This is a genomic window from Saccharibacillus sp. WB 17, from assembly GCF_008634075.2.
In the GTDB taxonomy this organism is placed as follows: Bacteria; Bacillota; Bacilli; order Paenibacillales; family Paenibacillaceae; genus Saccharibacillus; species Saccharibacillus brassicae.
On sequence record NZ_VPFK02000047.1, the window covers coordinates 54,482 to 78,535 of the forward strand.

The following is a 24,054-nucleotide window of genomic DNA, read 5'->3' on the forward strand; positions in this document are numbered from 1 at the left end:
TCCTAGACGCGCACATAGGCTTTGATCGTACCGATCGTTCGTCCGGCGCTCGGCCCGCTCGGGCGGATCGTGTAGCCGCCGACCGCGGCCGGCACGATAAACGTCTCGGCATAGCGGATCACGAACGGTTCGAACGAGCCGTCCACACTCTCCACCGTCGCTTCTTCGCCCGAGACCAGATTCAACATGTGAACGCTTCCATTTTGTTCATGCGATACCGCTTCGGAAAACCAATGCCGGCGGGTCTCGATAAATTGCAGCTTGTGCAGGCCGGTCCGCTCTTCGGTCCAACCCGGTCCGCGTTCGATCTCTTCGACGCGGTTGACGCATTCCGCTTCCGTCCAGGCGGTCGTCCGGTCCCAGCGAATGACCTGTTCGCCGTGCTCCAGATGTACCGGCCGGGGCCGGCCGTCCAGTCCGACGCGATCCCAGTCCCACAGTTTGAACGTGAAAATGTAAGGCGTGGCGCTGATCTCCAGCACCATGCACCCGGATGCGGAGCAGTGCACCGTACCGGCGGGAATCAGAAAGTGGTCATGCGCGGATGCGGGAAACGTCTGGACGTAGTCTTCGGCCGGAAAAGAAACCCCGCCGTCCTGCGCCGCCCGCAAATCGGCGATCATCTCTTCGGCGGAAATGTTCTCGCGCAGGCCGAGATAGACTTCCGCTCCGGGCTCGGCCTCCAAAATGTAATAGCTCTCGTCCTGGGTGTACGCCATGCCGAACTGTTCGCGAATATAGGCCGTATCGGGATGCACCTGAAGACTCAGGTTCTGCCCCCCGATCGTATCGAGAAAATCGAACCGAATCGGGAATTCGGCGCCGAACCGGGCATAGACCGGCTCGCCGAGCAGTTCGATCGACCGGAACATGACCAGGTTGATCGCCGGCAGTTCCAGGCGTACGGCGCCGTAGCGAAAATACAGGCTGTTTTCTTCCGGCACGCCGTCGAATCCCCACGCGTAAGGGTGATCGCGCCCGGGCAGCCCGATATGCCGCTGCAGCCACTGGCCGCCCCACACGCCGGGATCGAAATAAGGCACGAGCCGAAACGGACGTCCGACCGCTTGGGCCAGGCCCGCGAACAGCGCGCGGCCCGTCACCATGACGGGAGCATCGCGGACGTTCGTGTCCAGATAATAATCGGCTTCTCTCAGATGCTCCCGCTTGAAGCGGTCGGCCATGCGCCATTCGAAGAAAAAGCCGCGTTTGTACCGTTTGAGCGGATCGTCTTCCGGCTGCGTCTCCCGCCAGCCGCCGATCTCTCCGCTGCGCAGGCGCTGCTGGATCTCCCAGCGCGTCAGATCGGCGTACAGCCGCAGATCGCCGCGGACGGCGAGCGAAGCGCCGAAGCCGATCACCAATACGATCTGCGCGGACGACGCTTCGATCGAAGCCCGCAAATCTTCCAACTTGTCTGCCTCATAGAACTCGTCGATGCGAAACGAAGACAGATACCCGAACACGCGATCGTCGGTCAAATACCGTTCGATCTTGCGCTGCACGCCCGACGGCGGCAGCGCCGCGTCTTCGGCTTCCCGCACGTCCAGCGAAAACGCGGACAGCGCCTGCTTGCATCCGGCGACGATCTCCGCCCGGCGAACGCCGGGATAACTTTCGACCACGATCACGGTCTTCGGCCTGCCCAGCCGTTCGACGGCGCGAGCAAGTTCCTCTCCAATTGCCGTATACCCTGCCCAAGCTTCTTCGTCGTGCCCGCGGATCGGGACAAAAGGCTCTTGATCATAATCGGCTGACATCGATATAAGATCACCCCTTACTTTTTGATGATTTCAATATAGCACAAGTTAACACATATTAACAAAAACGAACAAAAAAAGTTTTTGACGTTTATCGGTCAAGGTTGTTTTCTCCTGTCCACGCCCTGTCCACGCCCCGTTTTCGCGCGATTCGTTACCCGTTCCCGCGTCAGACCACGTGCAGGTCGATCCCCGCCTCCCTGATCCGCATCCGCTCTTCTTCTTCCAACCCCTCGTCGGTAATCCATACGTGAATATCGTCCAGCGCAGCGACCTGGGTCAGGAAGCGTTGGCCGACTTTGGACGAATCGAGCAGCATGACGACCTGCCCGGCGGAGCGGATCATCGCTTTCTTCACCTGCGTATCAAGCAGGTTCGGATCGGTAAAGCCCGATTCATGCGTATATCCGAGCGCGGACAAAAACAAAACGTCCGCATGGTACTGCGCGAAAAACCGCTCCGCTTCCGGACCGACGAACGTGCCCGACTTGTCGCGGAACAGTCCTCCGCAGCTGATCATCGTGCGCTTTTCCGAAGCGTAGGGACGAAACAGATTCAGCGTGTCGATCCCGTTGGTCAGCAGCGTCACTTCGTCCAACCCTTCCAGATGTTCGGCCATGCGCGACACCGTCGTCCCGTTCTCCAGCGCGATCGTGCCGCCGCTGCGCACAAAATGCTGCGCCGCATAAGCGGCCAATCGATTCTTCGTATCGCGGTTGCTGGACGCTTTGGTCGTGAGCGCCGGCTCGTCCCAGCCTTCTTCCGCCGCCGGCGTGCGATAGACCGCGCCTCCGTGCGAACGGTTGATCAGGTTCTCGCGTTCCAGCGCGTTCAGATCCCGGCGGATCGTCATTTCCGAGACGCCAAAATGAACGCTCATTTCTTTTAGCGTAGCCGCGCCTTTGTCGGCGAGATAAGCAAATAAAGCTTGCTTGCGTTGCAATGGCAGCATATGCGCACCTCTTTTCCTATTCTGACAACCTAACTCTCTCATTCTAACACAAACGAACATGGAAAAAGCGGCCCGCAGGGACCGCTTCATGTGGAACGAACATCCAATCTTCAAGCAAATCGTCGGCAGCCCTTACAGCTCCAACAAATACGTCATGTCGCTGCCTTCCGTCGGATAGCCGAACAGCGTATCGCCCAGCTGCTCCGCCGTCATTCCCTGACGCATCGCGATCGCGAAGTAGTTGATCAGATGTTCCGCTTCGCCGTTCAGGATATGGGCGCCGAGGATCGTACCGTCGGATTTGTCGAGTATGACTTTGGCCATGCTCGGCTTCTCGCCGACCCGTTTGTACGTGTACCAGTCCGACATATCGAGCAGATTGACTTTGATATCTTTGCCGCTGGCTTGGGCCTGCTCTTCGCTCATCCCGATCGAAGCGAGCATCGGATAGGTGAACGCGATCGACGGCGTCGCCGTGTAATCGGGCTTCGAGCTGTCGGTCTTGAGCAGGTTGGCCGCGACGGCGCGGGATTCGAGTCCGGCGATCGGTGTCAGCGACAGTCCCGGCGAACCGGACACGTCGCCGGCCGCATACACGTCCGGATTGCTGACGCTGCGCAGGTACTCGTCGACGGTCACGCCTTTTTTGTCGAAGTCGACGCCGCCCGTCGCAAGATCCAGTTCGTCCACGTTCGGAATCCGGCCGGCGCCGTGCACGACCGCTTCGCATTCCAGGCGCAGTGGCTTGCCGTCCTGCTTGCCTTCGAGCACGTAACCGTCGCCGGAGCGCGACAGCTTCTCCGTCTGCGTGTTCAGATGGAACGCGATGCCGATCTCTTCCATTTTGCCGACCAGCGCCTGTACGAGATCGGGATCGAAATTTTTGAGCGGCTTGTCGTTGTTGTGGATCAGATGCACTTTCGCTCCCGCTTCGGCCGCGATATGCGCGAACTCGAACGAGATATAGCCGCCGCCGATAAACGCGATCGTCTTGGGCAGACGTTCCAGATCGAGGAAATCGTCGCTGTGGAGCAGCAGCTCTTCGCCGTCGAATCCGAGCGTCGCCGGTCGGGCGCCGGTCGCGATCAGAATCTTGCCGCCGGTCAACTTATGTTCGCCGACCGAAATCGTGTGTTTATCGGTAAACGAAGCGGTGCCGTGAAAATAACGGATGCCCGCCTGTTCGAACTTTTCTTCGGTCGATTCCGGAATGCCTTGCGTAAACGTATTTTTGAACGCCATCAGGTCGGCCCAGTCGATGGCGTTTTCGGTTTGAATGCCTTTGCCCGTAAAATGTCGGCTGCGCGCGATCAGTTCGGCCGCTCCGGCCAGCACGCGCTTCGGATCGCAGCCGCGCTGCGAACACGTGCCGCCGAACGGGCGCGGATCGATGATCGCCACGCTCCAGCCCTGCTCCCGGCACGCCGTCGCGACGTTTTGCCCGGCGCTGCCGGTCCCAAGCACGATCAGGTCAAAAGTGGTGTCGGATGTTTGGTTCATAGGAAGTTCCCCGCTCTCGGTATAAGGTAGGTTGCGCTTGGTCTCGTTAACCCATTACCCGAATCGCCGGCTTCCGCTCTCGCGTTCTGTAAGCGTGCAGGCCAAACGGCCCGGGCAGAGCCGCGATCCTGCCGCCGCCCCGCCCGGGCCGTCCGTTGTCGAACAATCTTATTTGACTTTTTCGGCCACGACGGTCGAAACCGCATGCTTGTAGATCAGGCTTTGCTTGCCCGCCGACATGCGCACGACGATGACGAAACGGTCGAACGCTTCGATCTTGCCCTGCACGCGTACGCCGTTGGTCGTGATGACCGTGCATTCTTTGCCGCTCTCGAGCAGCTGCCGCAGCTGGTCGTCCTGATTGAAGCTCGATTTGGGTTCTCCGGATGTTCCGTTGGACATGTTGTATCCCTCTCTCTGTGTGCCTGGGATCGAATCCGTATCGAACGTGCGTCGACACGGCTCCCGGTCATTATACCATTTCAGGTCATGTCTGCTCAAAAAACGGCGTGCGCCGCTTCGAAAGCGGCTTCGGGCAGGCCGTCTGTCCGGACGATGTGCGCAGGCCCGCTCAGTCCTCATGGTCCGCGGCGACGGCACTTCCGACCTCCAGCGTCCATGCGCCGACGAAGCGCCGCGCAAGCGAACGCGCCTGCAGCGCCGTCCGGTAGACCGTCTGCGGAGCGCCGAGATGCTCCTGGCTATCCAGAACTTCCAGCGCCGCTTCGAAAACGGCCGGGTCGTACCGAAGTTCGACCCGCCCGGCGTCTCCCTGCCAACTCACGCAGCCGAAGTCCAACTGCGGACGATGCAGGCTGATCAGATGTTCCGTCACTTCCCCGCCGGCTGCGGCGAATTCGAACTCATCTTGCACTTCAAGCGTCGCGGACGGCTGCCCTTCCCGGCACGTCCACACAAACTGCCGCCGCAGCGAGTTCAAGCCGGCTTCTGCGCCGTACGCCTGCGTCAGATCGAGCTCGACCTGCAGCCGATCGCCTGCCTGTTCGCTGCGGACGATGTCGGCGCGGCGCTCGCGGCCGCCGCTCTGGGCGCAGCCGTTCACGACCGGCACGGAATGCCCGAACGACGACGTATGCAGATCGTCATAACGGTTCGGCCCGAAATAGTTCTGCGTATAGACGCCGGGGCCCAGATCGGTCAGCAGCGTCTCGCCGGCGGCGTGCACGATGAAATGGCCGAGGTCGTTATGGTTATGCGGCTCGTCGTTATGTCCGCCTTTGGTCGAAAAAGCGAACAAGCCCGCCGGCGTGCGGCGCTTGTCGATAATCCAGCCGGCGTCGGCAAAATAAACCGTGCCGGCGGACGGAACAGGAAGCCTCGATGGCTCCTCTTCCGACCACAGCAGCGTCCGGACCTGATGCGGCCAACGATAACAGTGGTCGTCATGCAGAGACAGAGGCTCCGCATACGGAGTATCCGCCCCGATCCGGCCGCGCAGAAGGTCGATCAGGCCCGCGTGCAGCTGCATCGTCGGCGAGCAGTCCGAATAATTGACGCAGGCCGGCAGCGTCAGCGCGACGCGGCCGGCATATCCGGCGATCATCCGGACTTTGCCGCCCTGCAGCAAATCTACCGCGCCGCCGGTATACGCGTGCAGCATCTCGGCCCAATAGACGAAATAGCCGAAGCCGTACGTCCAATAGCCGGCGCCTTCCATGCAGCAGCCGTCGTCCCCGTAGCCGGACAGGAAGCTGTCCATCGCATCGCAGACCCGAGCCTGCATGGCAGCCAGCCGCTCCCGGTCTTCGACCAGCAGCATCGCCGCCATGCCGACCGCGCCCGCGCACACCGCCGACCAGTTATGGTCCGCGGCGAACCAGAACAACGGGCGCTCCGCGGCAAAGACCGGTCCGAAGACGCGGCGCTCGATCTCGCTCCGTACCCGCTGCGCGATCCACGGATGCAGCCGGTCGCCGACCAGCAGCAGCATCTCGGCCAGCGCATGCGCCGTCTCCGCGGCGAACAGGTCGACGACCGTATCCGGCGGCAGTTCGGCATCCGTCCCGCTCCCGGCATACGGCAGATGCGCGGGTACCGCCCAGGCATATTCGCCGCAGAGGTCCCATACCGTATTTTCCAGCGGCTCGATGTACTTGTCGTCCCCGTCGACCAGCAGCGCAAGCGTCAGCGACAGCAGCCGGGCCCGGCGGCGAAAATACGGACGTTCGTATTCGAGCCGGGTACCCTGTTCGCGAAACAATCGGAAGTCGTCAAACGGCAGCGGCGGCAGTGGTTCGCGCACCGCCCGGTCCGCTTCGGCCCGGATTTCGCCCAGCAGGTGCGCCAGGCGGCGCGAGGTGCGAATCTCCGCCAACTTCTCCGGCGTCAACGCCGCGCCGGCCAGAGCTGCCGGGCGATGCTCCGCCTGTACGATCGCTTCTCTCAAACGGTGATAAGGGATCATGATCTTCCTCCTTGTCGGGTGGACTGCCTCGGATCATGCGTGGATCATGCGTGCAGCTTCATGCGGGCTTTGTCGTTCAGTTCTCGCTCCGGCGGCCGATATACAGCACATGCGGCGACAAGCCAAGAATATGCCGGTCGTCCGAGACGTCGATCAGATGCGAGACGACCGCCGCGTATTCTTCTTCGCCGCGTTCCCGCCAGTAGTCCCACTGCTCCGGCGTCATACTGCCGGCCACGCTGCTCGAAGCGACCAGCTTGAGACTCTCGAAGCCGCGGCTCTCCATGAACGGTTCGATCTCGTTAACGTCGAAATAATACGCGCCGGTGAAGCGGCCTTCGTCGGCATGGTCGAACGCGCCCGAAGCCATAAACCGGTTCAAGCCTGCCGCCGTATCGTTCGGCCGCCACGCGCTGGGCTGCGCCAGCGATTTGCGCAGGAACGAAGTTCTCGGCATGAACGCGACGAAGACGAGCCCGCCGGGCCGCGTCACGCGGCGCAGCTCGCGCACGGCGAGGTCGCGATCTTCCGCCCGCTGCAGATGATACAGCGGTCCGAGCATAAGCGAAGCGTCGAAGCTGGCATCGCCGAGCCCGTTCAGGTCGCGCGCATCCCGCGCATGGAAGCCGTCGAAGCGGTCGCTCACGCCTTCTTCGCGCGCTTTGATCTCCGCCGTCTCCACCAGTCTCGGCGTGAGATCCGTCAGCGTCAGCCGAAAGCCTTTTTTCGCAAGCGCCACCGCATATTTGCCCGGACCCGCCCCGTTATCGAGCACGCGGGCCTGCTGCGGCAGATGCGCCAATAGATGATGCAGGTTCACGATATATTCGATCGGTTCCCGGTCCAGCCGGCCCCATTCGTCGAAAGCGCTGTAGTAATCGATCAGATTCGTCATGCTTATCTCTCCGTTTCCTTGGGATCGGGCTTCTGCCCGGCTCGCTGTCCTCGCTGTTATTACGCTCAGTCTTGTCCGGTACTCTTTTTCGTTCACATCGGTCTCGCTTCCATCTCGCTTCCATCTAATCTATAGAAACTATTCGCCATATCCCGGCTCCATCCTGCTCGAAATAGAACGTAACTTCAACCTCTCTGGGCGTTTCGCCGTTCAACGCAAGTTCGCTCCCTACCGGAACGAGCACTCTTCCGGCTTCTGCGTGCACGTCATCGATTTCTTCGAACTTGTAGTCGTTCTCCAGCATGTACTCGAAAATGCCCGCCGCATCGGGGGACAGCGCCCCGTTCAGCGCTTTGGCGTCTTTGTCGACGATCGCGTGCAGGGCGGCTTCCAGCGGTCCGCGCATGTCCTCTTCCCACAGCGGGCTGTCGATATCGTCCCAGTCGATCTCCACTCCGGTCGTCATGGCCGGCGCAGCCGTTTGCTCCGGCTGCGGCGCGGCGGGAGCGGCGGGAGCGGCCGAAGAGGTCACCGGCGGCGCGGCGGCCTCCGGTCGATCGGCGCAAGCGGCCAACGTCATGACGGTGCAGAGCGCGATGAAGGTAACTTGAATTTTTTTGGGCATACTGATTCTCTCCTGTCTGCGGTTTGATCCTTCTCTGTATAAACGCGCTGCCCGCCAAGTCGTTCGGTCAACCCGCCAAATCAAACAAAAAAAGCTTGTTCGATCCAAGACCGAACAAGCTTGCCTTTGTCTGCCTGTAATCCGCGCTCAATACACGAACCGCCGCTGCATCCAGAAGCTGAACGCGAAGATCGACGCTTCGGTCAGAATCTTCGCCACCACAAGCGGCAGAATCAGCTGTTCGTTGTAGAAATAGAGCAGCCCGTAATTGAGCAGCAGCACCAACAGGGCGAGCGAGAAATATTTGGGCAGCGATCTGCGCACCTGCGCCGCATTCGGGCCGCCGAACACGTATTTGCGGTTCACCGTGTAGTTGAAGACCGAGCTGCACAGCCTCGCGGCGGCGACCGAGAAGAACAGATGGTGCGTCAGCGACTGAAGCACGAACAGCAGCAGGAAATCGATCAGCGCCGAAGCGGCGGACGACGCGCCGAACGCGAAGATCGGCACATAGATACGCAGCGAATCGGCCAAGGGGCGAAAATGGGACGATTTATTTGCCTCCAAATAGACGGTCTCGATGGTCACTTCGCGTATGACGTACCCTTCCCGGCGCGCCGCCAGCAGCATGTTCATCTCGTATTCGAACCGTTCGCCGGGCACGTCGCAGAGCCAGTCCAGCATCTCGTATGGAAAAGCGCGCAGCCCGGTCTGCGTATCGCGCACTTTGCCGCCGGTCGCGATCGCGAACACGCCGCGGGTGACGCTGTTGCCGAAGCGGCTGCGCAGCGGCACTTTGCCCGTGAATCGGCGGCTGCCGAGCACCAGGCTGCCGAACGGCCGGCGGCGCAGTTCTTCGGCGACCGCCCGGATATCGTCCGGCAGATGCTGGCCGTCGCTGTCGGCGCAGACGACGCCTTCGCGCGAATCCCAGCTGCGGATATGCCGGAAGCCGGTCTTGAGCGCGCGGCCTTTGCCGAGATTGCGGGGATGCGTAAGCACCGTGCAGCCGTAGGCCCGGGCGCTCTCGAACAGGCCGCGATAAGCCGGGCCGCTGCCGTCGTCGACGATCACGATCGGGCCGAGGCCGTACTGCTGGAGCTTGAGAATCAGGTTCAGCAGGCGGACGTCGGGTTCGTAGGCTGGAATGAGCACGGTCATGGCTTATTCCCCCTCGCCGACGTACAGAATGTCGCTGACGCCGCGTTCTTTGTGTTCGCCCTGCGGATTGTTGACGACCCGTCCCCGGAAATACATCGTCGAGGAACCGCCGCCGTCGAGATTGTACGCTTCGGTCGCGCCGAGATCCCGCATGACCGCCGCCAGTTCGTCAAGCGTCATGCCGCGGCTCTCGTCCGAACGGCCGTCAACGACCACGAATACGTAATGGTTGGCCGACACCATGCCGATCGCCGTACGCGGATTGGCGTCTTGGATCGACCGATTGCCGAAGTTGCGGTCGATGCTGACGCTGTCGAAATCGCCGGCGATCTCGCCGTTTTGCACGAGGATCGGACCGAACGACAGCGTCTGGAGCACGCCGGATTCGATCAGTTCGGACGAAGACGTGACCGTCTCGTCGTACGTCCGCATCGTTCCGTCGTTCATCAGCGCCACCGCGCTTCGGGCCGGTTCGTCGCGGTACAGCGTGCCGTTGCGAATAATGACGCCGTCGTCGCGGAATCCGTAATAATCGCCGTTGATCGCGAGAATCGCGCCGGCATCCGCCGCGATATTCGACGTCTTGTCCGTAATGTTCGTGCCGAAGCTGTTATGCGCCAGCGCCGACTTGAGGTCGGCCGCGTCCTGAAGCACCACGTCGGCGACGTAATACGTAATTTGATCCGCGCCCGAGCCGGTCACCACCTGCTTGATGCGGATGTCCACGTCGTCGCTGCTATAGCTCCAATCGTCGGCGGACGCTTCGGTCTCGGCGCTGGTACTGGTTCCGGTCTCGGCCGCTGATGCTGCCTGGGTTACTCCGGAAGCTCCGCTGCCCGCGGCCGTGACCGGCGCGTCCGTCACGACCGCTTCGACATGGGGAATCAGATAGCGGTCGGCCAACGCGTACAGGATCGATCCGACGGTGACGAGCAGGACCAGCACGACAATAAGCCCTTTGCGTCTCAAAAAAGATCGGGATACGGCCGGTCGTTTGTCGTTTCGGTTTGTATTTGTCATGGAAACTCACCTCTTCGTGTGCTGGGATGAGCTTATAATAGAAGAGCCGGCTTAAATGAATCTGAAAAGAAAACAGGTCGCCGCCCGCCGCTTCATGCTATACTTGTGCCAATCGTAGATAAGCAAGCGACGAAGAACGTCCTTTCCGGCTCCTGCCGTAAGGGCGTTTTTGCGTTTATTTAGTTCTTTTACTTGGAAGGAGACGTTCCTATGTCCAAAGAATTCGAAGCTGCGCATGAGCGCTTTGTAAAGCAGCACCTCGAAGCCCGCTCCGGCGAACGCCGGGGACGGCTGGAGCGCGGGCATCAATATGCGGAGAAACTTTTTCTGCGCCATATTTGGTGGCCGCTGCTCGGCCGCTTCGACGATTTGCATCCGGAATACGAAGTGCAGGATTGGAACCGCCGCTCGCAGTTTTTGGATTTTGCTTTTCTGCCGCGCGGCGGCGCACGGATCGGAATCGAATGCGACGGCTTCCAAAGCCATATCAAAGACATGGATCGCGAAAAATTCAGCCACGCGCTGAACCGCGATTCTTTTCTGACCGGCATGGGTTGGAAAATGCTGCATTTCTCTTTCGACGATATTCGGGACCGCCCGGAAGTTTGCCGGATGCTGCTGCAGCTGAGCCTCGGGCCTTTGACGGGAACGGCTTCCGCCGCATCTCCTTCCCGGCTGTCCCCGGAAGAGAAAGACGTCCTGCGCCTGGCCTGGAGTCTGGGGCAGGAGATCCGTCCCAAAGACCTGCGGGACCGCTACGGCTTCTGTCACCGCAAAGCGCGCGGCGTGCTGAACAGCCTGGTGCGGCACAACCTGCTGCGCCCGATCTCGGGCGGGACGTATATATGCAAATACGAGACGACCGGCAGCTTCCCGGAGGCTTTGCTGCGCTCGTAAGCTAGACCGGGATAAGCTGGTAAACTGGGCCAAGAAGCAGCCGCTTACAAGCACAGCTTGAGGATTGAAGCCGCACCCGGACGCCAATGTGCACCGGAAGTCAACATTTCGCGTCTTTTTCTTTTCCAAAATCAAAAAAGCTGACTTCCGATCAACAATTCTCCTCAATCCGGTCCAAAATCGTCCGCAGCAGAAGAATTTGTTGATATCAAGTCAGCTTTTCGGCAAAAAGAGATCATCTATTCGCGAAATGTGAATCAAAAGTCAACATTCGGTCTATCATCCGTTCATTCGGTTCATCATCCGTGCATTCGGTCCATCATCCGTTCATCGCTTCAACAATCTGCGCAAAAGCCTGCTCCGCTTCGGGAATCGGGTATAACGGGAAGACGTGAATCATTTTCGGATACGCGTAGAAGCGATGCTCGATGCCCTGTTCCGTCAGCGCCGCGTCCCACTTCGCGCTGTCGGGATAGCCGCCTTCGTAAGTGCCGACGAACATCGTCACCGGCGCCATCGAGGCAAAATCGCCATACAGCGGAGACAACAGCGGGCTGTCCAGCGGTTCGCCGCCGGCCCATAGAGAAGCCGCGTAACGCGCACCCGGAACAGCCAGCATCGGGTCCCGCCGTGCATAGTCCGCAATAGCCGGATTCGTAAAAGACAAATCCAGCGTAGGCGAGAACACGATGAAGCGTCCCGGCTGGGGAAGATTCCAATCGACGAGGCGCTGTCCCAGCAGCAGAGAAATATTGCCGCCGGCCGAATCGCCCATCACCGTCACCCGTGCAGAATCTTCGACGTGCTCCAGCGCCGAGCGATACAGCCCATGCAGCAGATCGAACGTCTCCGCATACGTATGGTTCGGCGCTTTGGGGTAGATCGGCACGATCACTTTCGCATCCGTTGCCTGCGCCAGTTTGTCGATAAAAGTCCAATGGAACGACGTCGGCTGGTACACCCACGCTCCTCCATGGAGATACAGTACCGTTTTTTGACCGCGATCCGGCCGGGCGTTGAATGTATACACGGGAATGCCTTCGTACCGTTCCAGCTCGACTTTGCTTTTGTAATCTTTGCGCGGCAGTCGGTAATCTCGCGAGTCTTCGACGTCCCGCAGGCTGGCCTCCATCGACTGTTCCGAAGAAAATCTTTTTTGGGTGCCGCTTGCCTGAATTAGTCCGGCCCATACTTTGCTGCGCAGCGATTGGTGTTCGACTTTATTGACATAGATCGCGCTTACGGCCGTCGCTCCGACCGCCGCAGCGATTGCCAGCGCGAAAAACGTTCTTTTTCTCATCGTTTCCACTTCCTTGGGTTTGGTTTGCTGTTTCAAGATGTTACAATCATAACACCTCAAACTCTGTAACCCCATAGCGTTCCGGCCGGATGGTACAAAAGGAAAGGAAGTGTCACACATGGGCAACGAACAACTGAAACAACTGTCCAAAGCGTCGATCCAGGAAGCTTTTCTGCAGCTGCTCGAAGAACGCGCGTGGGACCGAATCTCGATCCAAGACATTATCGGCAAAGCCGGCGTATCGAGAATGACCTATTACCGCCATTTCGAGTCCAAAGAAGATATTTTGATCCAGCTCTATGATGCTTTTTTGCAGACGATCGCCGAGCATACGCCTTCGCGCCTGACCGCTTCCAACAAACGGCTGTTTCTCACCCGGCTGTTTACGGTCATTCGCGAGTACAAAACGTATATCCGCCTCCTGATCCTGAACGATCCTTATCTCGGAATGATTCACCGCACCAACCGCTTTTATCTCAAAAGAACGTCCCATACCGCGATCTCTCCACTCAAACTGCTCGGGTTTATCGGTATGCTGTCGAATATTTGCTTCTATTGGGTGCGGCACAACTGCGAAGAACCGATCGACGCGCTGGTTGAGATTTGTCTGGAGACCGTCAATTTCCCATAAAAAAGACGCCTGAACAAATCGTTCAGACGTCTCGCTTTTTCAGCCAATCGTCCAGCTGATCCAGCAGTCTTCGCTCCGCTTCCGCGTCACCGTTCGCCCGGCACGTCTCGAGGAACGATCCGGCGAACAGCGCGGCGTACACGTTCACGATCTCCCGCTGCGCTTCGTCCAGATCCATCGCCCGGCACAGCTCGTCCGCGTAGAAGAGCCGGTGTTCGCCGACGTCGCACACGATCGCCGTCTGCGTCAGCGCAATCCAATACAGCGGATCGCCGTAGCACACGACGTCGAAGTCGACGATGCCGCGCAGCTCGCCCTGCTCCACGATGACGTTTTTGATCGTCAGATCGTCGAGAAAACAGACCGGTTCGACCGCCGCCAAGTAAGCCGCAAGCCGTTCAAGCCGCTCGTCCAGCCTGACCAGCCGCTGCTCGCCGACGATTTCCGCGCTATCGCGGAAATGATTCTCCCGATCGGCGCGTATCAGGTCCGGCCAAGTCTGGAACGGACCGGCGTGGCCGATCGGCACCCAGCCGTATCCGGCTCCCCGGGGCAGGCGCGCCGCCTGCTTCTGATACGCCGCGATACGCTCCGCGACAGCCGTCATCTGCGCCTGCGTCATGTCTTCCAGTTCGTCGCGCAGATCGCGGCCCGGAATTTCTTCGAGCACCATATAAGCGAACGGATAGCTGCCGCCTTCGGTATCGAACGCCAGCAGGCGGGGCATCGGAATGCCCAGTTCGCGCAGATCTTCCATATTGGCGGCGGTGCCGCGCATGACCGCAAAGTCTTCGTTTGTGCGCAGGATGATCGAACGATCATCCGATTTCGCGCGGTAGACGACGTTGCGGTGGCCGAACGTCATCCGCCGGAAGTCTTGTGGCTCGCTGCCCAGCGTCTCGGCCGCAAGCTTGCGAATACGGGATTCGAAGCGGGATTCGGTCATAGGAAGCCTCCTGTAGTGGGGTCGTGGTCGTTCGTTATTGGGATTCGATCTTGCGCATCACCGCGACGTACAGATACGCCTGCTCGCCCGGAATCCGGTACATGCCGATCGCATCCAGATGATGGATCGACATCGCCGTCAATTCGAGCGCGCCCGGTTCGTTGCATGGAACTTCTTTTTCCGCAAAAACAGGGCTGCCCGTTATCTCGTACAGCTCCCGCAGGCGGGCCGATTGGCGGCGCACCGGTTCGGGGAAACTGTCGTGCGCCCAAGCCCACATCCAGCTGCCTTTGGCCTGCGACCAGCTTCCGATGCAGATCGCTTCGTACGAAATTTTGGCCTGCTGCCCTTCGATGAATTCGAGCCGGCTTCCGGGAATGTCGATCCAGTATTCTTTGTAGCCGCTTACGTCCGACTCCGCGATAAACTTCTGCTGCTTGTCTTCCAACTCCTGCCGGGCCTTGCCGAGAAACTGTTCGAATTGTTCGCGTATCATGGGTTCTCCTTTTGGGGGTTTGTCGTAAAAGACGGTCGTCAGCCCCGCGCGGACGATTCGTCGTCGGGATACGTGTCCAGAAATTCGTCGCCGACAGCGTAGCGGGTGAAGAACGTCAGCTCGTCGCCCGAGAGCGACACGTCGAAGACCCGTTCGCCCGATTTTTCCAGCCGCAGATCGTATGTATGAATCTCTTCTTCCACGTCGTCGAGCAGCGTCAGCACGACTTGGCGGATCAGCTCCTGGCGTTCCCGAATGAGCCAGCTCAGTCGTTCCGGCAGCGCATTCTGAAGCACGAACCCGCAAAAATAATGCTCAAACTGTTCGGAACGATCGTAATCGATCTCCGCGTAACGCTCCCGTTTGCTGTAAGAAATAATGTAATCTTTCATCCTTGCCTCCTCATAACCTTGCCGCAACCGGAGCCTGGCGATCGTCTTGTTGTCCGTGCGTTGGCGTGTCATGCTCCAGTATAACCGATCTTGTTCCTTTATAGAAAAGGTTCGGTTCGTTCGGCTTCGGCCCACACGGCGACCTGCATCAGATCGTCGATCGCCAGATGGCGGCAGGCGGGAGGATCATAGACATCGTTTCTTTTCCACAAGCCGACCATGCCCGCCGCAACGCTTGCTTCGACGTCGTTCGCCGGATGGTCGCCGACAAAAGCCGCTTCGCCGGGGCGCAGTCCCAACCGCTCCAACGCCCGGCCAAACAACGCGGGATCGGGCTTGCGCAGTCCTTCGGCTTCGGAAATCAGAATCTCGTCCCAATAATCCGCGATGCCGAGCCCTTCGATATTCGCCCGCTGAACATTCGTAAATCCGTTCGAGACGATGCCAAGCCGCAGATTCAGACTCCGCAGCTTGTCCAGCATCGGAATCAGGTTCGGAAACCCGATACAATGCCGGCCGAACCCGCTGATGTAATCTTCCAGCAGTTGTTCCGCGCTCAGCTTCCAGCCCGTTTCTTCGATCAGTCGGCCGTAGACGACGTCTTTCCACACGTAGCCGTGTTGGTCCAATGCCACGAACCGTTCCGTAAAAACGTGCCGCGGCAGCGTATGCATGTCCGGCATTCGCGCATATTGATCGTGCAGAAAAGCGCGCAGCGATCGTTCCCGATCCAGCAGCGTTCCGTCCAGATCGAACAGGATGCCGCGGATCATGGCCGGGACTGAATCGTCAGCATCGAAAAAGGAGTTGACATCAGTTCCCTCTTTTCTTTTCAAGTTGAATGATTCGATTCTCGAGCTGACGTACTTCATCGATGACCTCCTTCCAGCACGCTCTCAATAAACTCGCTTTTCGCACGCGTATACGCTTCCCGGTCGTCCGTGTAGCGCTCGGCCAGGTCCCGCTTCAGCTCGGCATACTGCCGGACCGACTCCGGCTGCTTCCGCATGCGATCCCGGAAGCGCAGCTGGACGTCCCAGCGTGCCTCGTGTTCCCGCATCAGATGCAGATGGCATTTGCGCCGATCGTTCTCCACTTTGACAAAAAAGCGCCGCCATTCATGCCCGTCCAGCGCAAGCGGCACGTAATGCCAGTCTTCCTGTTGTAAACGCGCGATCACGGCTTCCAGTTCGTCGTAGGACGGAATTTTCGCCATCAGATCGAGAATCGGCTTGGCCGGCAGGCCGGGAATCGACGTGCTGCCGATATGTTCGATCTCGCGTACGCCGTACGGAGACAGCAGCCGATGCAGATGCTCCGCCTCCGCTTGCCCTTTTGCCGCCCAGGTCTCGTCGCCCGGCTTGATCTCTACCGCTTCCGTCGCCCAGATCGGCCAATCGTTTTGGGGTTCGCTCATCGAGTTTGTCGCTCCTTCTTCGGATTTTATTTTTGGAAAAAGATAAAACTTTATACGCCCGCGATCTGTTCATTCTACGGAAAATACAATCACAATCAAAAACGGAAAAAAGGAGCCTCTTTCATGATCACTCTGCGCAAAATCACGTTGGATAACCGGCGCGCCATTTTCAATCTGGAAGTCGAAGACCATCAACAAAGCTACGTCGCCTCGAATCTGTCCAGCGTCGCGTCCTGCTACGTGCTGCTCACCAACGGCAGCCGTCCGTTTCCGCTGGCGATCTACGCGGACGAAGAGCCGGTCGGGTTCGTCATGATCATTCACGGTGACACCGGCTACGAGCTTCCGCCCATCGTGGACGACAGTTACTGCATCATGCGGCTGATGATCGACAAAAAGTTCCAGAACCGCGGCTACGGCCGGGAAGCGATGACGGAAATTTTGAAGTTCATCCGTACGTTCCCCGCCGGACCGGCGTCCTACTGCTGGATTCCGTACGAAGCCGACAATGTCCATGCCAAGCGGCTGTACGAAAGTTTCGGCTTCCAAGGCAACGGCGAATTCACCGACGGCGAACCGATCACGGTGCTGAAGCTGTGACGCCAGAAAGATCAGGTCCGATGTCTACTCATTCTTATCCCCGATAAGGATTTTTGGACCGCTCTTTGCGCAGCAAGCGATGCAGGCTGGATCGTCTGAGCCCGGTGTTCCGCAGTTCTTTGACGTTGAAGCCCGATTTGCCGTAACTCAATCGGAATTCATAATAATTGACGTACTCGGCCGCGGCGAAAAGATAACAGGCGATCGCGAACAAAAGGTCCGGCGTTCCTTCATACGCAGCGAGGATCGCGACCGGAACGCCCAACAGCAGCAGCCGGTCTATGTAGCGCAGTCCGGTGAACAAGTTGACGACATTCCGGCCGATCGGCTCTCGCCGCGAAAGCGACCGGTACCGGATCAGCCAATACGTCCCGCCCTGCCCCAGCACGAAGACGAGCAGCGCCAGCGCCCATTGGGCGGCTGTTCCGACAGACAACTCGTGCTGCCAGGCCGCGAACAGGAATACGAAGCAAAAGCCGGCTGCCCACTCGCCCAGTCCCAGATAAAGCAGACGTCTGCGTGCATCGTTCATGCGTATTCACCCATTTCCAAATTTCTGTTCTGTCCAGTATACCCTGTTCTTCCCTGCGCTCCAACCGCGAACCAAAAACCGGCAGACCGATTCCGAAGAACCGATCTGCCGGTTTTTGCGCGTTTGCGCTTTCCTGTACGTTTATTGAACGAGGATGTACCGAAAAGCTTCCACATAAAACGCCTTCTTCGTGTGCACACGCGAGAGATGATCGTAAAAGCTGTGCGGAAACTTGAACACATGGCCGAAATCCCAACCGCTTTTTCCGTAGTCCTTGTTCCAAAATCCGCTTTCGATCGGCAATTTTGGATTTCGGTTCGCTTTTTGCAGCGGAAGCCGATCCACGGGAGACACCAGCTTGATCGTTTGCATAGCCGAAATCGAGCGGCTGGCGCGCAGCGCTTTGGCCAGTTTGAACAGCGGAACCATTCCTCGACGGAAAAATTCCGGATAGCCAAGATCGTACAGCACGTTCAGCGCATGCGAAAAAGTCAGCAGATGGCCGATCAGGTCGTGATGGGCTTCCGCGCGATAAATGACCGGAAAAGCATCCAGTTCTTCCAGCACGAATTCCGACAACTGTTCAGGCGTGCGGATCGGCGGGAAATCGTCTTCCGGATCGATCGTCAACCGTTTGACGTCCCCCGCGGTATAGCCGATCCACGAACGTCCGGGAATCGTTTTGTCGAACGAGCATATCAAATCGGCGATACCCGCAATTTGTTCCCGATCTCCCCACCCGTCCAATTCGCGAATTGCCGACAGGCTCGCCGCGCTGTAAATCACGTTATGACCGACCCAGTGCAGACCGTCGATCGTGCTTTCCAGCGCTTCCAACAGAATCGATTCCGCTTCGACCGGGTTCATGATCTCTTCGCACCGGAGGTGTGAGCCATCCTCTTCCTTCAACGCGGACAACGCCATTTGTTCGGCTTGAACGAAAATTCGCTGTGAGGTAGGTTCATCCAATCGGTTGTTTTTAACAAAAAAATAACTTCCGATCGCCGCCGCGCCGAAATGCGCCTGCCAGATGTCTCCGCTTGCTGTTCGACAAGTCGAAATGATGGACAGACCGTGACTCAGAAGCATACGATTCATGTTCGATCCCCTCCGTCCCGACGGTTCAACGCCGTTACTCTTCCACGTACATCTGCCGGTCCTGCAGCCGGATCAACACTTTGCCGAATCGTCCGCCCTGCTGCACCCGAACGAGATCCGGCGGATAATGGCGCTTGAGATGGTCCTGCACGATGCCGCGGCTTCGCTCGTCGGCGGGCAGATTATGGTGGCGCAGCCACATCATCGCTTCTTCCAGCGCTTCTTCGGGCGTATGTTCGGTCGTCTTCAGCTCGCTCGTGACGAGCGTCTCGTAAGCGTACCCTTTGAGCAGCAGCAGATGCAGCAGATAGCCCATCTCCGTCACGTTCGCCCGGAACGGCTGGCCGGTAATGAGCGGCGTCACTTCGGTGACCAGGCTGTTCTCGGACGAACTGACCGGCATGCTGATATAGGCAAATTGGCGGGCGCAGCTCAAGATTCGCTCGACGCTGTCCCAATCGTGCACGACCGGACACATCGAGACGAAGACGAGATCGAACGCTTCCTTCCATCCTTTTTGCTCGATATCGATTTCTTCGAACTGCCCGGAGACGATCTCGACCTTGTTTTCCGTAAAACGGGCCGTGTTCGCTTGCAGCAGTTCCACCTGCGGCGGCGAAGATTCGAAAGCGGTCACTTTGGCTCCCCGTTCGGCAAAAGGTACCGTGAACACGCCCGAAGCGGCCCCGATATCCAGCACCGACGCGCCGTCGAACTTGACGCCGCGGCCGGCGAGCCAGTTCACGATTCTTGCGCTGCGTCTGCGTCCTTCTTCGTTAAACGATTGTTCGTTGAATTTCGCCGCTTTGCCGTTGAACGCGGTCGCCGGGTCGATACCCGATCTGCGCATCCGCTTCGCCGCGCCGTCTCCGTACGCCTGCCATTCCTGTTCCCATACTGCCGCGTCGAAAAAAGTGCTCATCTTCTATTCACCCAAGCCTCTCTTTTTCAATAATAAAAATTTCAACAATAAAAACCACCAATTAAAAACATTCCACTTAAAAACTATCAAAGATACATTATGTCTATGATAGCGGATGAGTCGGCAAAGTACAAGCTTTGTTTGCGCACGCCAAACAGGCTCTGCCGCCAGGCAGAACCTTTCTCGGAGATTTATGTATCCGACAACTGGGATCAGCCCAAGAGGCGCCGCGCTTCTTCCATCGTCTGCCGCACGATCTCTGCCGCCGCCAGATGTTCCGTCAGCAGCCGCGTGCCTTGTCCCGCCCAGAGCGCCATATGCTCCGGGTCGTTTTGCCGGGCGGCGGCGCTGCGAATATCCCGCGTCAGCGTATTCTGCGTCGGAAAAGGCAGCGGATCAAGCTTCCCGGCTTCCCATTCGGCAATAAACGCGTTCCGAATGCCCCGGGCCGGGCGGCCGGAAAAAGCATCGGTCAGCACCGTGCTTTCTTCCGTGCTGCCCAGCAGCGCCCGTTTGTACGCCGGATGCGCGCCGGACTCCACCGACGTAAGAAAGCGCGTGCCCATCTGCACGCCCGACGCTCCGAGAATCAGCGAAGCGGCAAGCCCTCTGCCGTCCATCAGGCCGCCCGCCGCGATGACCGGAATATCCACCGCATCCGCGGTCTGTGGAACAAGCGCCATCGTGCCGATATTCGCGCCCATCCGCCGAAGCGTCGTATCGAACGTTCCGCGATGGCCGCCCGCTTCGCTGCCCTGGGCAACGACCGCGTCGCAGCCGGCCTGCTCCGCTTGAATCGCTTCGTCCACCGTGGTGGCCGTCGCAATCACCCGCATGCCTGCCGCTTTTGCCCGCTGCCTGTGCCGCTCCGGCAGCAGCCCGAACGTCAGGCTCAGGATCGGCACCTGCTCTTCAAGCAGCACGTCGAACTGCCGCTCGAACAGATCCGGCGTCCGAATCTCGCCCTGCGCCGGATGCGGAACGCCAAGCGAACGACGGATGCCGTCCAACTGGCGGTTGACGACATCGAAATTTTCGTAATCGTCCGGCTTGCCCGGCGCGAACAGATTGACCGCAAACGGCCGATCGGTGAGCTGCCGAATATCGCGAACGACTGCGCGAATCTCGTCCGGCTTCAGATAAGCGGCGCCGAGCGTGCCCAGTCCTCCGGCCGCGGACACCGCGGAGACGAGCGGAGCCATATTCGCGATCCCCGCCATGCCGGCCAGCACGAGCGGATAACGAATACCGAACAGATCGCAAATGCGGGTGTGCATAGATAAGGTCATCGGATTTCCTCGCTTTCATGTTCTCGGGATGCTATTTTCGATATTAAGGCCAGAACAGCGGCCCTTTCGCCGTCGTTTCGCTCAAAAATCCGCCGGGAGCTCCAAATGTTCCGCTACCCGGTTTTTCAACAATTCGATCAATTCCTCGTCCATGTAGCCGTAATCGTCCGGGATGTCGAGACAGATCAGCCGTTTGCCTCGCAGTTCTGCGGCGAACTTTTCTTTGAGCCTCCGGGTATGCCGCTTCTCCATCACCATGATCGTATCCGCCCAGCCGATATGGCCTCCGGTTACTTTGACACGCGCCCCGTTCTCCGTGCCGGCGGATCGAACGTCCCAATCCGGCAGTGCGTTGAACATATGTTCCGCGGTCAAGCTTCTCCATTTATTGCGGCTGCATAGGAATAAAAGTTGGATAAAAGATTCCTCCTTCCTTACTCGCCCAAAATATCCCGCACGTTGTTGGCCTCTTCGTTCGTGATCGGATAAGCGGTTGACGTGTGCGGCGTCGACCAGGCCAACAGGTACCGCGCGCTTCAACGAACAAACCATTTCATCGTCTGCACGAATAGCGGATGAATCTGAAAGCCTGTCGGATTCGCCGAATAACGCGTTTTTGTATCCAGCTGCGCAATACGTTCCAGTTCGCCCGGCGTCAACACGATATTGACCGACTGTATATTTTCCCGCATCCGAACCGGATGGGACGATTTTGGAATCACGATCGTGCCGCGGTGCAAATGCCAAGCGAGAATGATCTGGGCCGTCGTACAGTCATGGGCCGCTGCGATTGCCGTTAACTCCTTATTTTCCAAAAGCGTCCGGCTGCCTTGTCCCAACGGTGCCCAGGCTTCGTGCAAAATATGATGCCGCTCCATATAAGCGCGCAGCGGACTTTGCTGAAATTCCGGATGGGTCTCGATCTGGTTGAGCATCGGCGGAATTTGGGCCTGCTGCATCAGCCGTTCCAAATGTTCGATCTCGAAATTTGCGACGCCAATTACCCGGATACGGCCTTCTTCGTACAATTCTTCGATGGCTTTCCAGGCTTCCACATAACCCGGACCTGCGAAATGGATCAGGTACATATCCAAAACGTTCGTTCCCAGCTTGCGGCAGCTTTGTTCGAACGCTTTGCGCGTACGCGTATATCCGAGTTCTGTCGTCCAGGCTTTGGAAGTCAGAAAAAATTGCTCGCGCGGGATCTTGCTGCGATCGATCGCGCTGCCCAGCGCCGCTTCATTCCCATAGATTCGCGCCGTATCGAAATGACGATAACCGGCTTGAATGGCTGCCAGAATCGTTTTGTCGAAGTCTTCTCCCGCTCCCTGCTTGATTTTGTAAATCCCGAACCCTATTTGGGGAATTTCCACGCCGTTAACGGCAGTTACGCTGCGCTTCATCGCTTTGGCTCCTTCTCTCGTCACGTTATACCTTGTCCATCCCGCTTATTCGCACTGCGACAAAATGGAATCGACCAGATTCCGCAGCGCCTGCAGCCGTTCGATCGCGTTCAACCGATAATAATTTCTCGTCCCTTCGCGGTGCACGTCTACGATTCCGGCTTCCTTCAGCACTTTCAGTTGATGCGACACGGCCGGACGGGACAGATGCGTATGCCGCTCGATCTCGCCGACCCGCATGCCTGGGCCCTGCGATTGTCGCAGCAGCGTAATCAAAATGGCCTGCCGGGTCTCGTTCCCGAGCGCCAGAATCACGTCCCGATTCTGCCTAAAACCGTCTTCAACCGCCGATAACGATTGCTGCTCCATCCCAATCCCCTCTCGTGAACTATTTTGAATCCGGATCTACAGCCAGCGTATCATAAAGCGACGCAAAAATTGGATTGGTAAACAAAGTCGAGACCATTGCAGCCGAAGCGGCGGCTATCGAATACGTTATTTTCTCAAAAAATCTTCAATCTCCCTGCTCGATCTGAGCATGACGATCTCCCGGCCTGCCGGTTCCCGCTGCAAAGCTTCCATAACGAGAGGGCGGCTATGCTTGTTGTAGTTCCAGACCCAGGCGACGAATTCGGCATCCAATTTCTCGGGGCAGTTCTCCTGCAGGTCGGGCCGGGTCTTCCCCCGGTACATCAATCGCCGCTTGAACACCCGATACACGCAGAGCAGCCGGGGCAAATCCAGAAAAATAACGGTGTCCGACGCCTGGATACGAATATCCAGCGTTCTCGTATAATTGCCGTCGATGATCCACTCCTCGCCCCGCGTCGTTTCCTTGAGAAATTCGTCCCATTCGTCGTTCGGGGTCGGCGTCCAACCATCCTGCCAATAATGGCGATCCAGATGGATAACAGGAAGCCCCAACCGCTCGCCAAGCTTGCGCGAGAAGACCGATTTCCCCGAACCGGGCGAGCCGATCACCGTTATTTTTCGCATGTCGTTTCCTCCCTTAAAAAGCCCACCGATGCTGCTTGGGCAGACATTCGTCGCAAAGCAGTTCGCCTCGATAAGTCGCTCCGCTGCACAGTTCCGTCAAGGCATCCGGCTGCTCCCGGTCCGTCGCCCACTGCTTGCAGTTGGCGCATCTGCCGCAGTTCATCGAAGCGGGATCGAGCTGCAGCGAAGAGGTACTTGCAGCTTCCAGCACTTTATCGCTATCGTTTAGAAGGAGATCCTCTCCAAGCTTATTAAAAATATGCTGTTCGAAATAATCTTCGTTTTCACCCTTTTCTTCATCCAACTCGACCAGAAAATTCAACTTGACCAAATACGTTTTTTTCAAAATCCCACTCCTTACTCTCCCAAAATATCCCGCAATTTGTTGGCTTCTTCGTTCGTGATCGCGTAACCGGTTGACGTATCCGACAGCTTTACGAGCAGTCCCTGCATGCAGCCGACTCGACTTGATCGAATATTCGTAGAAAGAATCGACCCGCTTGATCGCATCGTACATCTTGGCGGCAGAGTCGACCATTTTCTCGTCCGCTTGGTCGGCAAGTCGGCTGTTGATCTGTTTGGCGATAACGAACACGCAGACAGAATGAACCTTGATTTCTTCACTTTTTTTCTCCAGCTTTCTTTTAAACCCGACCTTCCGGAATCCCCTTCCAGCTCTTCCAACTTGCGCGACGCTTCCGATTCCGCCCCGTCTGTCATCTCGGCCAATCGTTCCCGGGATTTTTCGCAAATCAATCTGGCTGTATACATAAATCAGAACTCCTTGGTAACGCAAA

Annotated in this window: 27 protein-coding genes; 3 read left to right on the forward strand and 24 right to left on the reverse strand. The window is 58.2% G+C overall.

Annotation, left to right across the window (positions count from 1 at the left end):
• Window positions 1-2: 2 nt before the first annotated feature.
• From FTE24_RS22110 to FTE24_RS22150, 9 genes are all read right to left on the reverse strand, one after another.
• Entirely contained in the window at window positions 3-1,760 is a 1,758-nt protein-coding gene (locus FTE24_RS22110) for a class I mannose-6-phosphate isomerase (RefSeq protein WP_150228747.1), read from the reverse strand.
• A 169-nt stretch (window positions 1,761-1,929) separates the two neighbouring features.
• Entirely contained in the window at window positions 1,930-2,712 is a 783-nt protein-coding gene (locus tag FTE24_RS22115; RefSeq protein ID WP_160441865.1) for a DeoR/GlpR family DNA-binding transcription regulator, read from the reverse strand.
• Window positions 2,713-2,844: 132 nt separating this feature from the next.
• A complete protein-coding gene (locus FTE24_RS22120; RefSeq protein WP_150228744.1) occupies window positions 2,845-4,212 on the reverse strand; it encodes a dihydrolipoyl dehydrogenase family protein in 1,368 nt (455 codons plus the stop codon).
• 168 nt (window positions 4,213-4,380) lie between these two features.
• The gene (gene hfq / locus FTE24_RS22125) at window positions 4,381-4,614 is read right to left on the reverse strand and encodes an RNA chaperone Hfq (RefSeq protein ID WP_141449650.1); all 234 of its coding nucleotides are present in this window, start codon (window positions 4,612-4,614) and stop codon (window positions 4,381-4,383) included.
• A gap of 169 nt (window positions 4,615-4,783) precedes the next feature.
• Window positions 4,784-6,637, reverse strand: a complete 1,854-nt coding sequence (locus FTE24_RS22130; protein WP_150228741.1) for a heparinase II/III domain-containing protein — start codon at window positions 6,635-6,637, stop codon at window positions 4,784-4,786.
• Window positions 6,638-6,713: 76 nt separating this feature from the next.
• Complete coding sequence (locus FTE24_RS22135) at window positions 6,714-7,532, reverse strand: class I SAM-dependent methyltransferase (protein WP_150228739.1); 819 nt, start codon at window positions 7,530-7,532, stop codon at window positions 6,714-6,716.
• Window positions 7,533-7,656: 124 nt separating this feature from the next.
• Window positions 7,657-8,157 (reverse strand): hypothetical protein, encoded by a 501-nt coding sequence (locus FTE24_RS22140; RefSeq protein ID WP_150228737.1) that lies wholly within the window; start codon window positions 8,155-8,157, stop codon window positions 7,657-7,659.
• Window positions 8,158-8,304: 147 nt separating this feature from the next.
• Window positions 8,305-9,318, reverse strand: coding sequence for a bifunctional glycosyltransferase family 2/GtrA family protein (locus FTE24_RS22145; RefSeq protein WP_150228735.1), 1,014 nt, complete (start codon window positions 9,316-9,318; stop codon window positions 8,305-8,307).
• 3 nt (window positions 9,319-9,321) lie between these two features.
• Window positions 9,322-10,338, reverse strand: coding sequence for a phosphodiester glycosidase family protein (locus tag FTE24_RS22150; protein WP_150228734.1), 1,017 nt, complete (start codon window positions 10,336-10,338; stop codon window positions 9,322-9,324).
• 210 nt (window positions 10,339-10,548) lie between these two features.
• On the opposite strand from FTE24_RS22150, the gene FTE24_RS22155 reads away from it, so the two are divergent.
• On the forward strand, window positions 10,549-11,235 hold the full coding sequence (locus tag FTE24_RS22155) for a hypothetical protein (RefSeq protein WP_150228733.1): 687 nt from the start codon (window positions 10,549-10,551) through the stop codon (window positions 11,233-11,235).
• A 319-nt stretch (window positions 11,236-11,554) separates the two neighbouring features.
• On the opposite strand, the gene FTE24_RS22160 is transcribed toward FTE24_RS22155, so the two are convergent.
• Window positions 11,555-12,535 carry an alpha/beta hydrolase gene (locus FTE24_RS22160; RefSeq protein WP_160441866.1) on the reverse strand — a complete coding sequence of 327 codons (981 nt, stop codon included), beginning with the start codon at window positions 12,533-12,535 and terminating at the stop codon, window positions 11,555-11,557.
• A 118-nt stretch (window positions 12,536-12,653) separates the two neighbouring features.
• On the opposite strand from FTE24_RS22160, the gene FTE24_RS22165 reads away from it, so the two are divergent.
• Window positions 12,654-13,166, forward strand: coding sequence for a TetR/AcrR family transcriptional regulator (locus FTE24_RS22165; RefSeq protein ID WP_150228731.1), 513 nt, complete (start codon window positions 12,654-12,656; stop codon window positions 13,164-13,166).
• 22 nt (window positions 13,167-13,188) lie between these two features.
• On the opposite strand, the gene FTE24_RS22170 is transcribed toward FTE24_RS22165, so the two are convergent.
• From FTE24_RS22170 to FTE24_RS22190, 5 genes are all read right to left on the reverse strand, one after another.
• On the reverse strand, window positions 13,189-14,112 hold the full coding sequence (locus tag FTE24_RS22170) for a phosphotransferase family protein (protein ID WP_150228730.1): 924 nt from the start codon (window positions 14,110-14,112) through the stop codon (window positions 13,189-13,191).
• 34 nt (window positions 14,113-14,146) lie between these two features.
• Window positions 14,147-14,608 (reverse strand): DUF6882 domain-containing protein, encoded by a 462-nt coding sequence (locus FTE24_RS22175; protein ID WP_150228729.1) that lies wholly within the window; start codon window positions 14,606-14,608, stop codon window positions 14,147-14,149.
• 38 nt (window positions 14,609-14,646) lie between these two features.
• A complete protein-coding gene (locus FTE24_RS22180; protein WP_150228728.1) occupies window positions 14,647-15,000 on the reverse strand; it encodes a hypothetical protein in 354 nt (117 codons plus the stop codon).
• Window positions 15,001-15,098: 98 nt separating this feature from the next.
• Complete coding sequence (locus tag FTE24_RS22185) at window positions 15,099-15,872, reverse strand: HAD family hydrolase (protein ID WP_150228727.1); 774 nt, start codon at window positions 15,870-15,872, stop codon at window positions 15,099-15,101.
• A complete protein-coding gene (locus tag FTE24_RS22190; protein ID WP_150228726.1) occupies window positions 15,869-16,417 on the reverse strand; it encodes a GrpB family protein in 549 nt (182 codons plus the stop codon). Before FTE24_RS22190 ends, FTE24_RS22185 begins: the two co-directional genes overlap by 4 nt.
• A 123-nt stretch (window positions 16,418-16,540) precedes the next feature.
• On the opposite strand from FTE24_RS22190, the gene FTE24_RS22195 reads away from it, so the two are divergent.
• Window positions 16,541-17,017, forward strand: coding sequence for a GNAT family N-acetyltransferase (locus FTE24_RS22195; protein WP_150228725.1), 477 nt, complete (start codon window positions 16,541-16,543; stop codon window positions 17,015-17,017).
• A gap of 34 nt (window positions 17,018-17,051) precedes the next feature.
• Here FTE24_RS22195 and FTE24_RS22200 read toward each other — a convergent pair whose 3' ends face one another.
• The 9 genes from FTE24_RS22200 to FTE24_RS22240 form a co-directional block, all read right to left on the reverse strand.
• Entirely contained in the window at window positions 17,052-17,549 is a 498-nt protein-coding gene (locus FTE24_RS22200) for a hypothetical protein (protein WP_150228724.1), read from the reverse strand.
• A gap of 141 nt (window positions 17,550-17,690) precedes the next feature.
• Window positions 17,691-18,647 (reverse strand): hypothetical protein, encoded by a 957-nt coding sequence (locus FTE24_RS22205; protein WP_150228723.1) that lies wholly within the window; start codon window positions 18,645-18,647, stop codon window positions 17,691-17,693.
• A gap of 34 nt (window positions 18,648-18,681) precedes the next feature.
• Entirely contained in the window at window positions 18,682-19,569 is an 888-nt protein-coding gene (locus FTE24_RS22210; RefSeq protein WP_150228721.1) for a class I SAM-dependent methyltransferase, read from the reverse strand.
• Between the two features lie 212 nt (window positions 19,570-19,781).
• A complete protein-coding gene (locus FTE24_RS22215) occupies window positions 19,782-20,858 on the reverse strand; it encodes an NAD(P)H-dependent flavin oxidoreductase (RefSeq protein WP_150228719.1) in 1,077 nt (358 codons plus the stop codon).
• An 81-nt stretch (window positions 20,859-20,939) separates the two neighbouring features.
• On the reverse strand, window positions 20,940-21,218 hold the full coding sequence (locus tag FTE24_RS22220) for a protein tyrosine phosphatase (RefSeq protein ID WP_202111977.1): 279 nt from the start codon (window positions 21,216-21,218) through the stop codon (window positions 20,940-20,942).
• Window positions 21,219-21,394: 176 nt separating this feature from the next.
• A complete protein-coding gene (locus tag FTE24_RS22225; RefSeq protein ID WP_337190081.1) occupies window positions 21,395-22,285 on the reverse strand; it encodes an aldo/keto reductase in 891 nt (296 codons plus the stop codon).
• 21 nt (window positions 22,286-22,306) lie between these two features.
• Window positions 22,307-22,630, reverse strand: coding sequence for an ArsR/SmtB family transcription factor (locus FTE24_RS22230; RefSeq protein ID WP_141449629.1), 324 nt, complete (start codon window positions 22,628-22,630; stop codon window positions 22,307-22,309).
• Between the two features lie 126 nt (window positions 22,631-22,756).
• A complete protein-coding gene (locus FTE24_RS22235; RefSeq protein ID WP_150228717.1) occupies window positions 22,757-23,257 on the reverse strand; it encodes a DNA topology modulation protein in 501 nt (166 codons plus the stop codon).
• A gap of 13 nt (window positions 23,258-23,270) precedes the next feature.
• Entirely contained in the window at window positions 23,271-24,053 is a 783-nt protein-coding gene (locus FTE24_RS22240) for a hypothetical protein (protein ID WP_150228715.1), read from the reverse strand.
• Between the last annotated feature and the right edge of the window lies 1 nt (window position 24,054).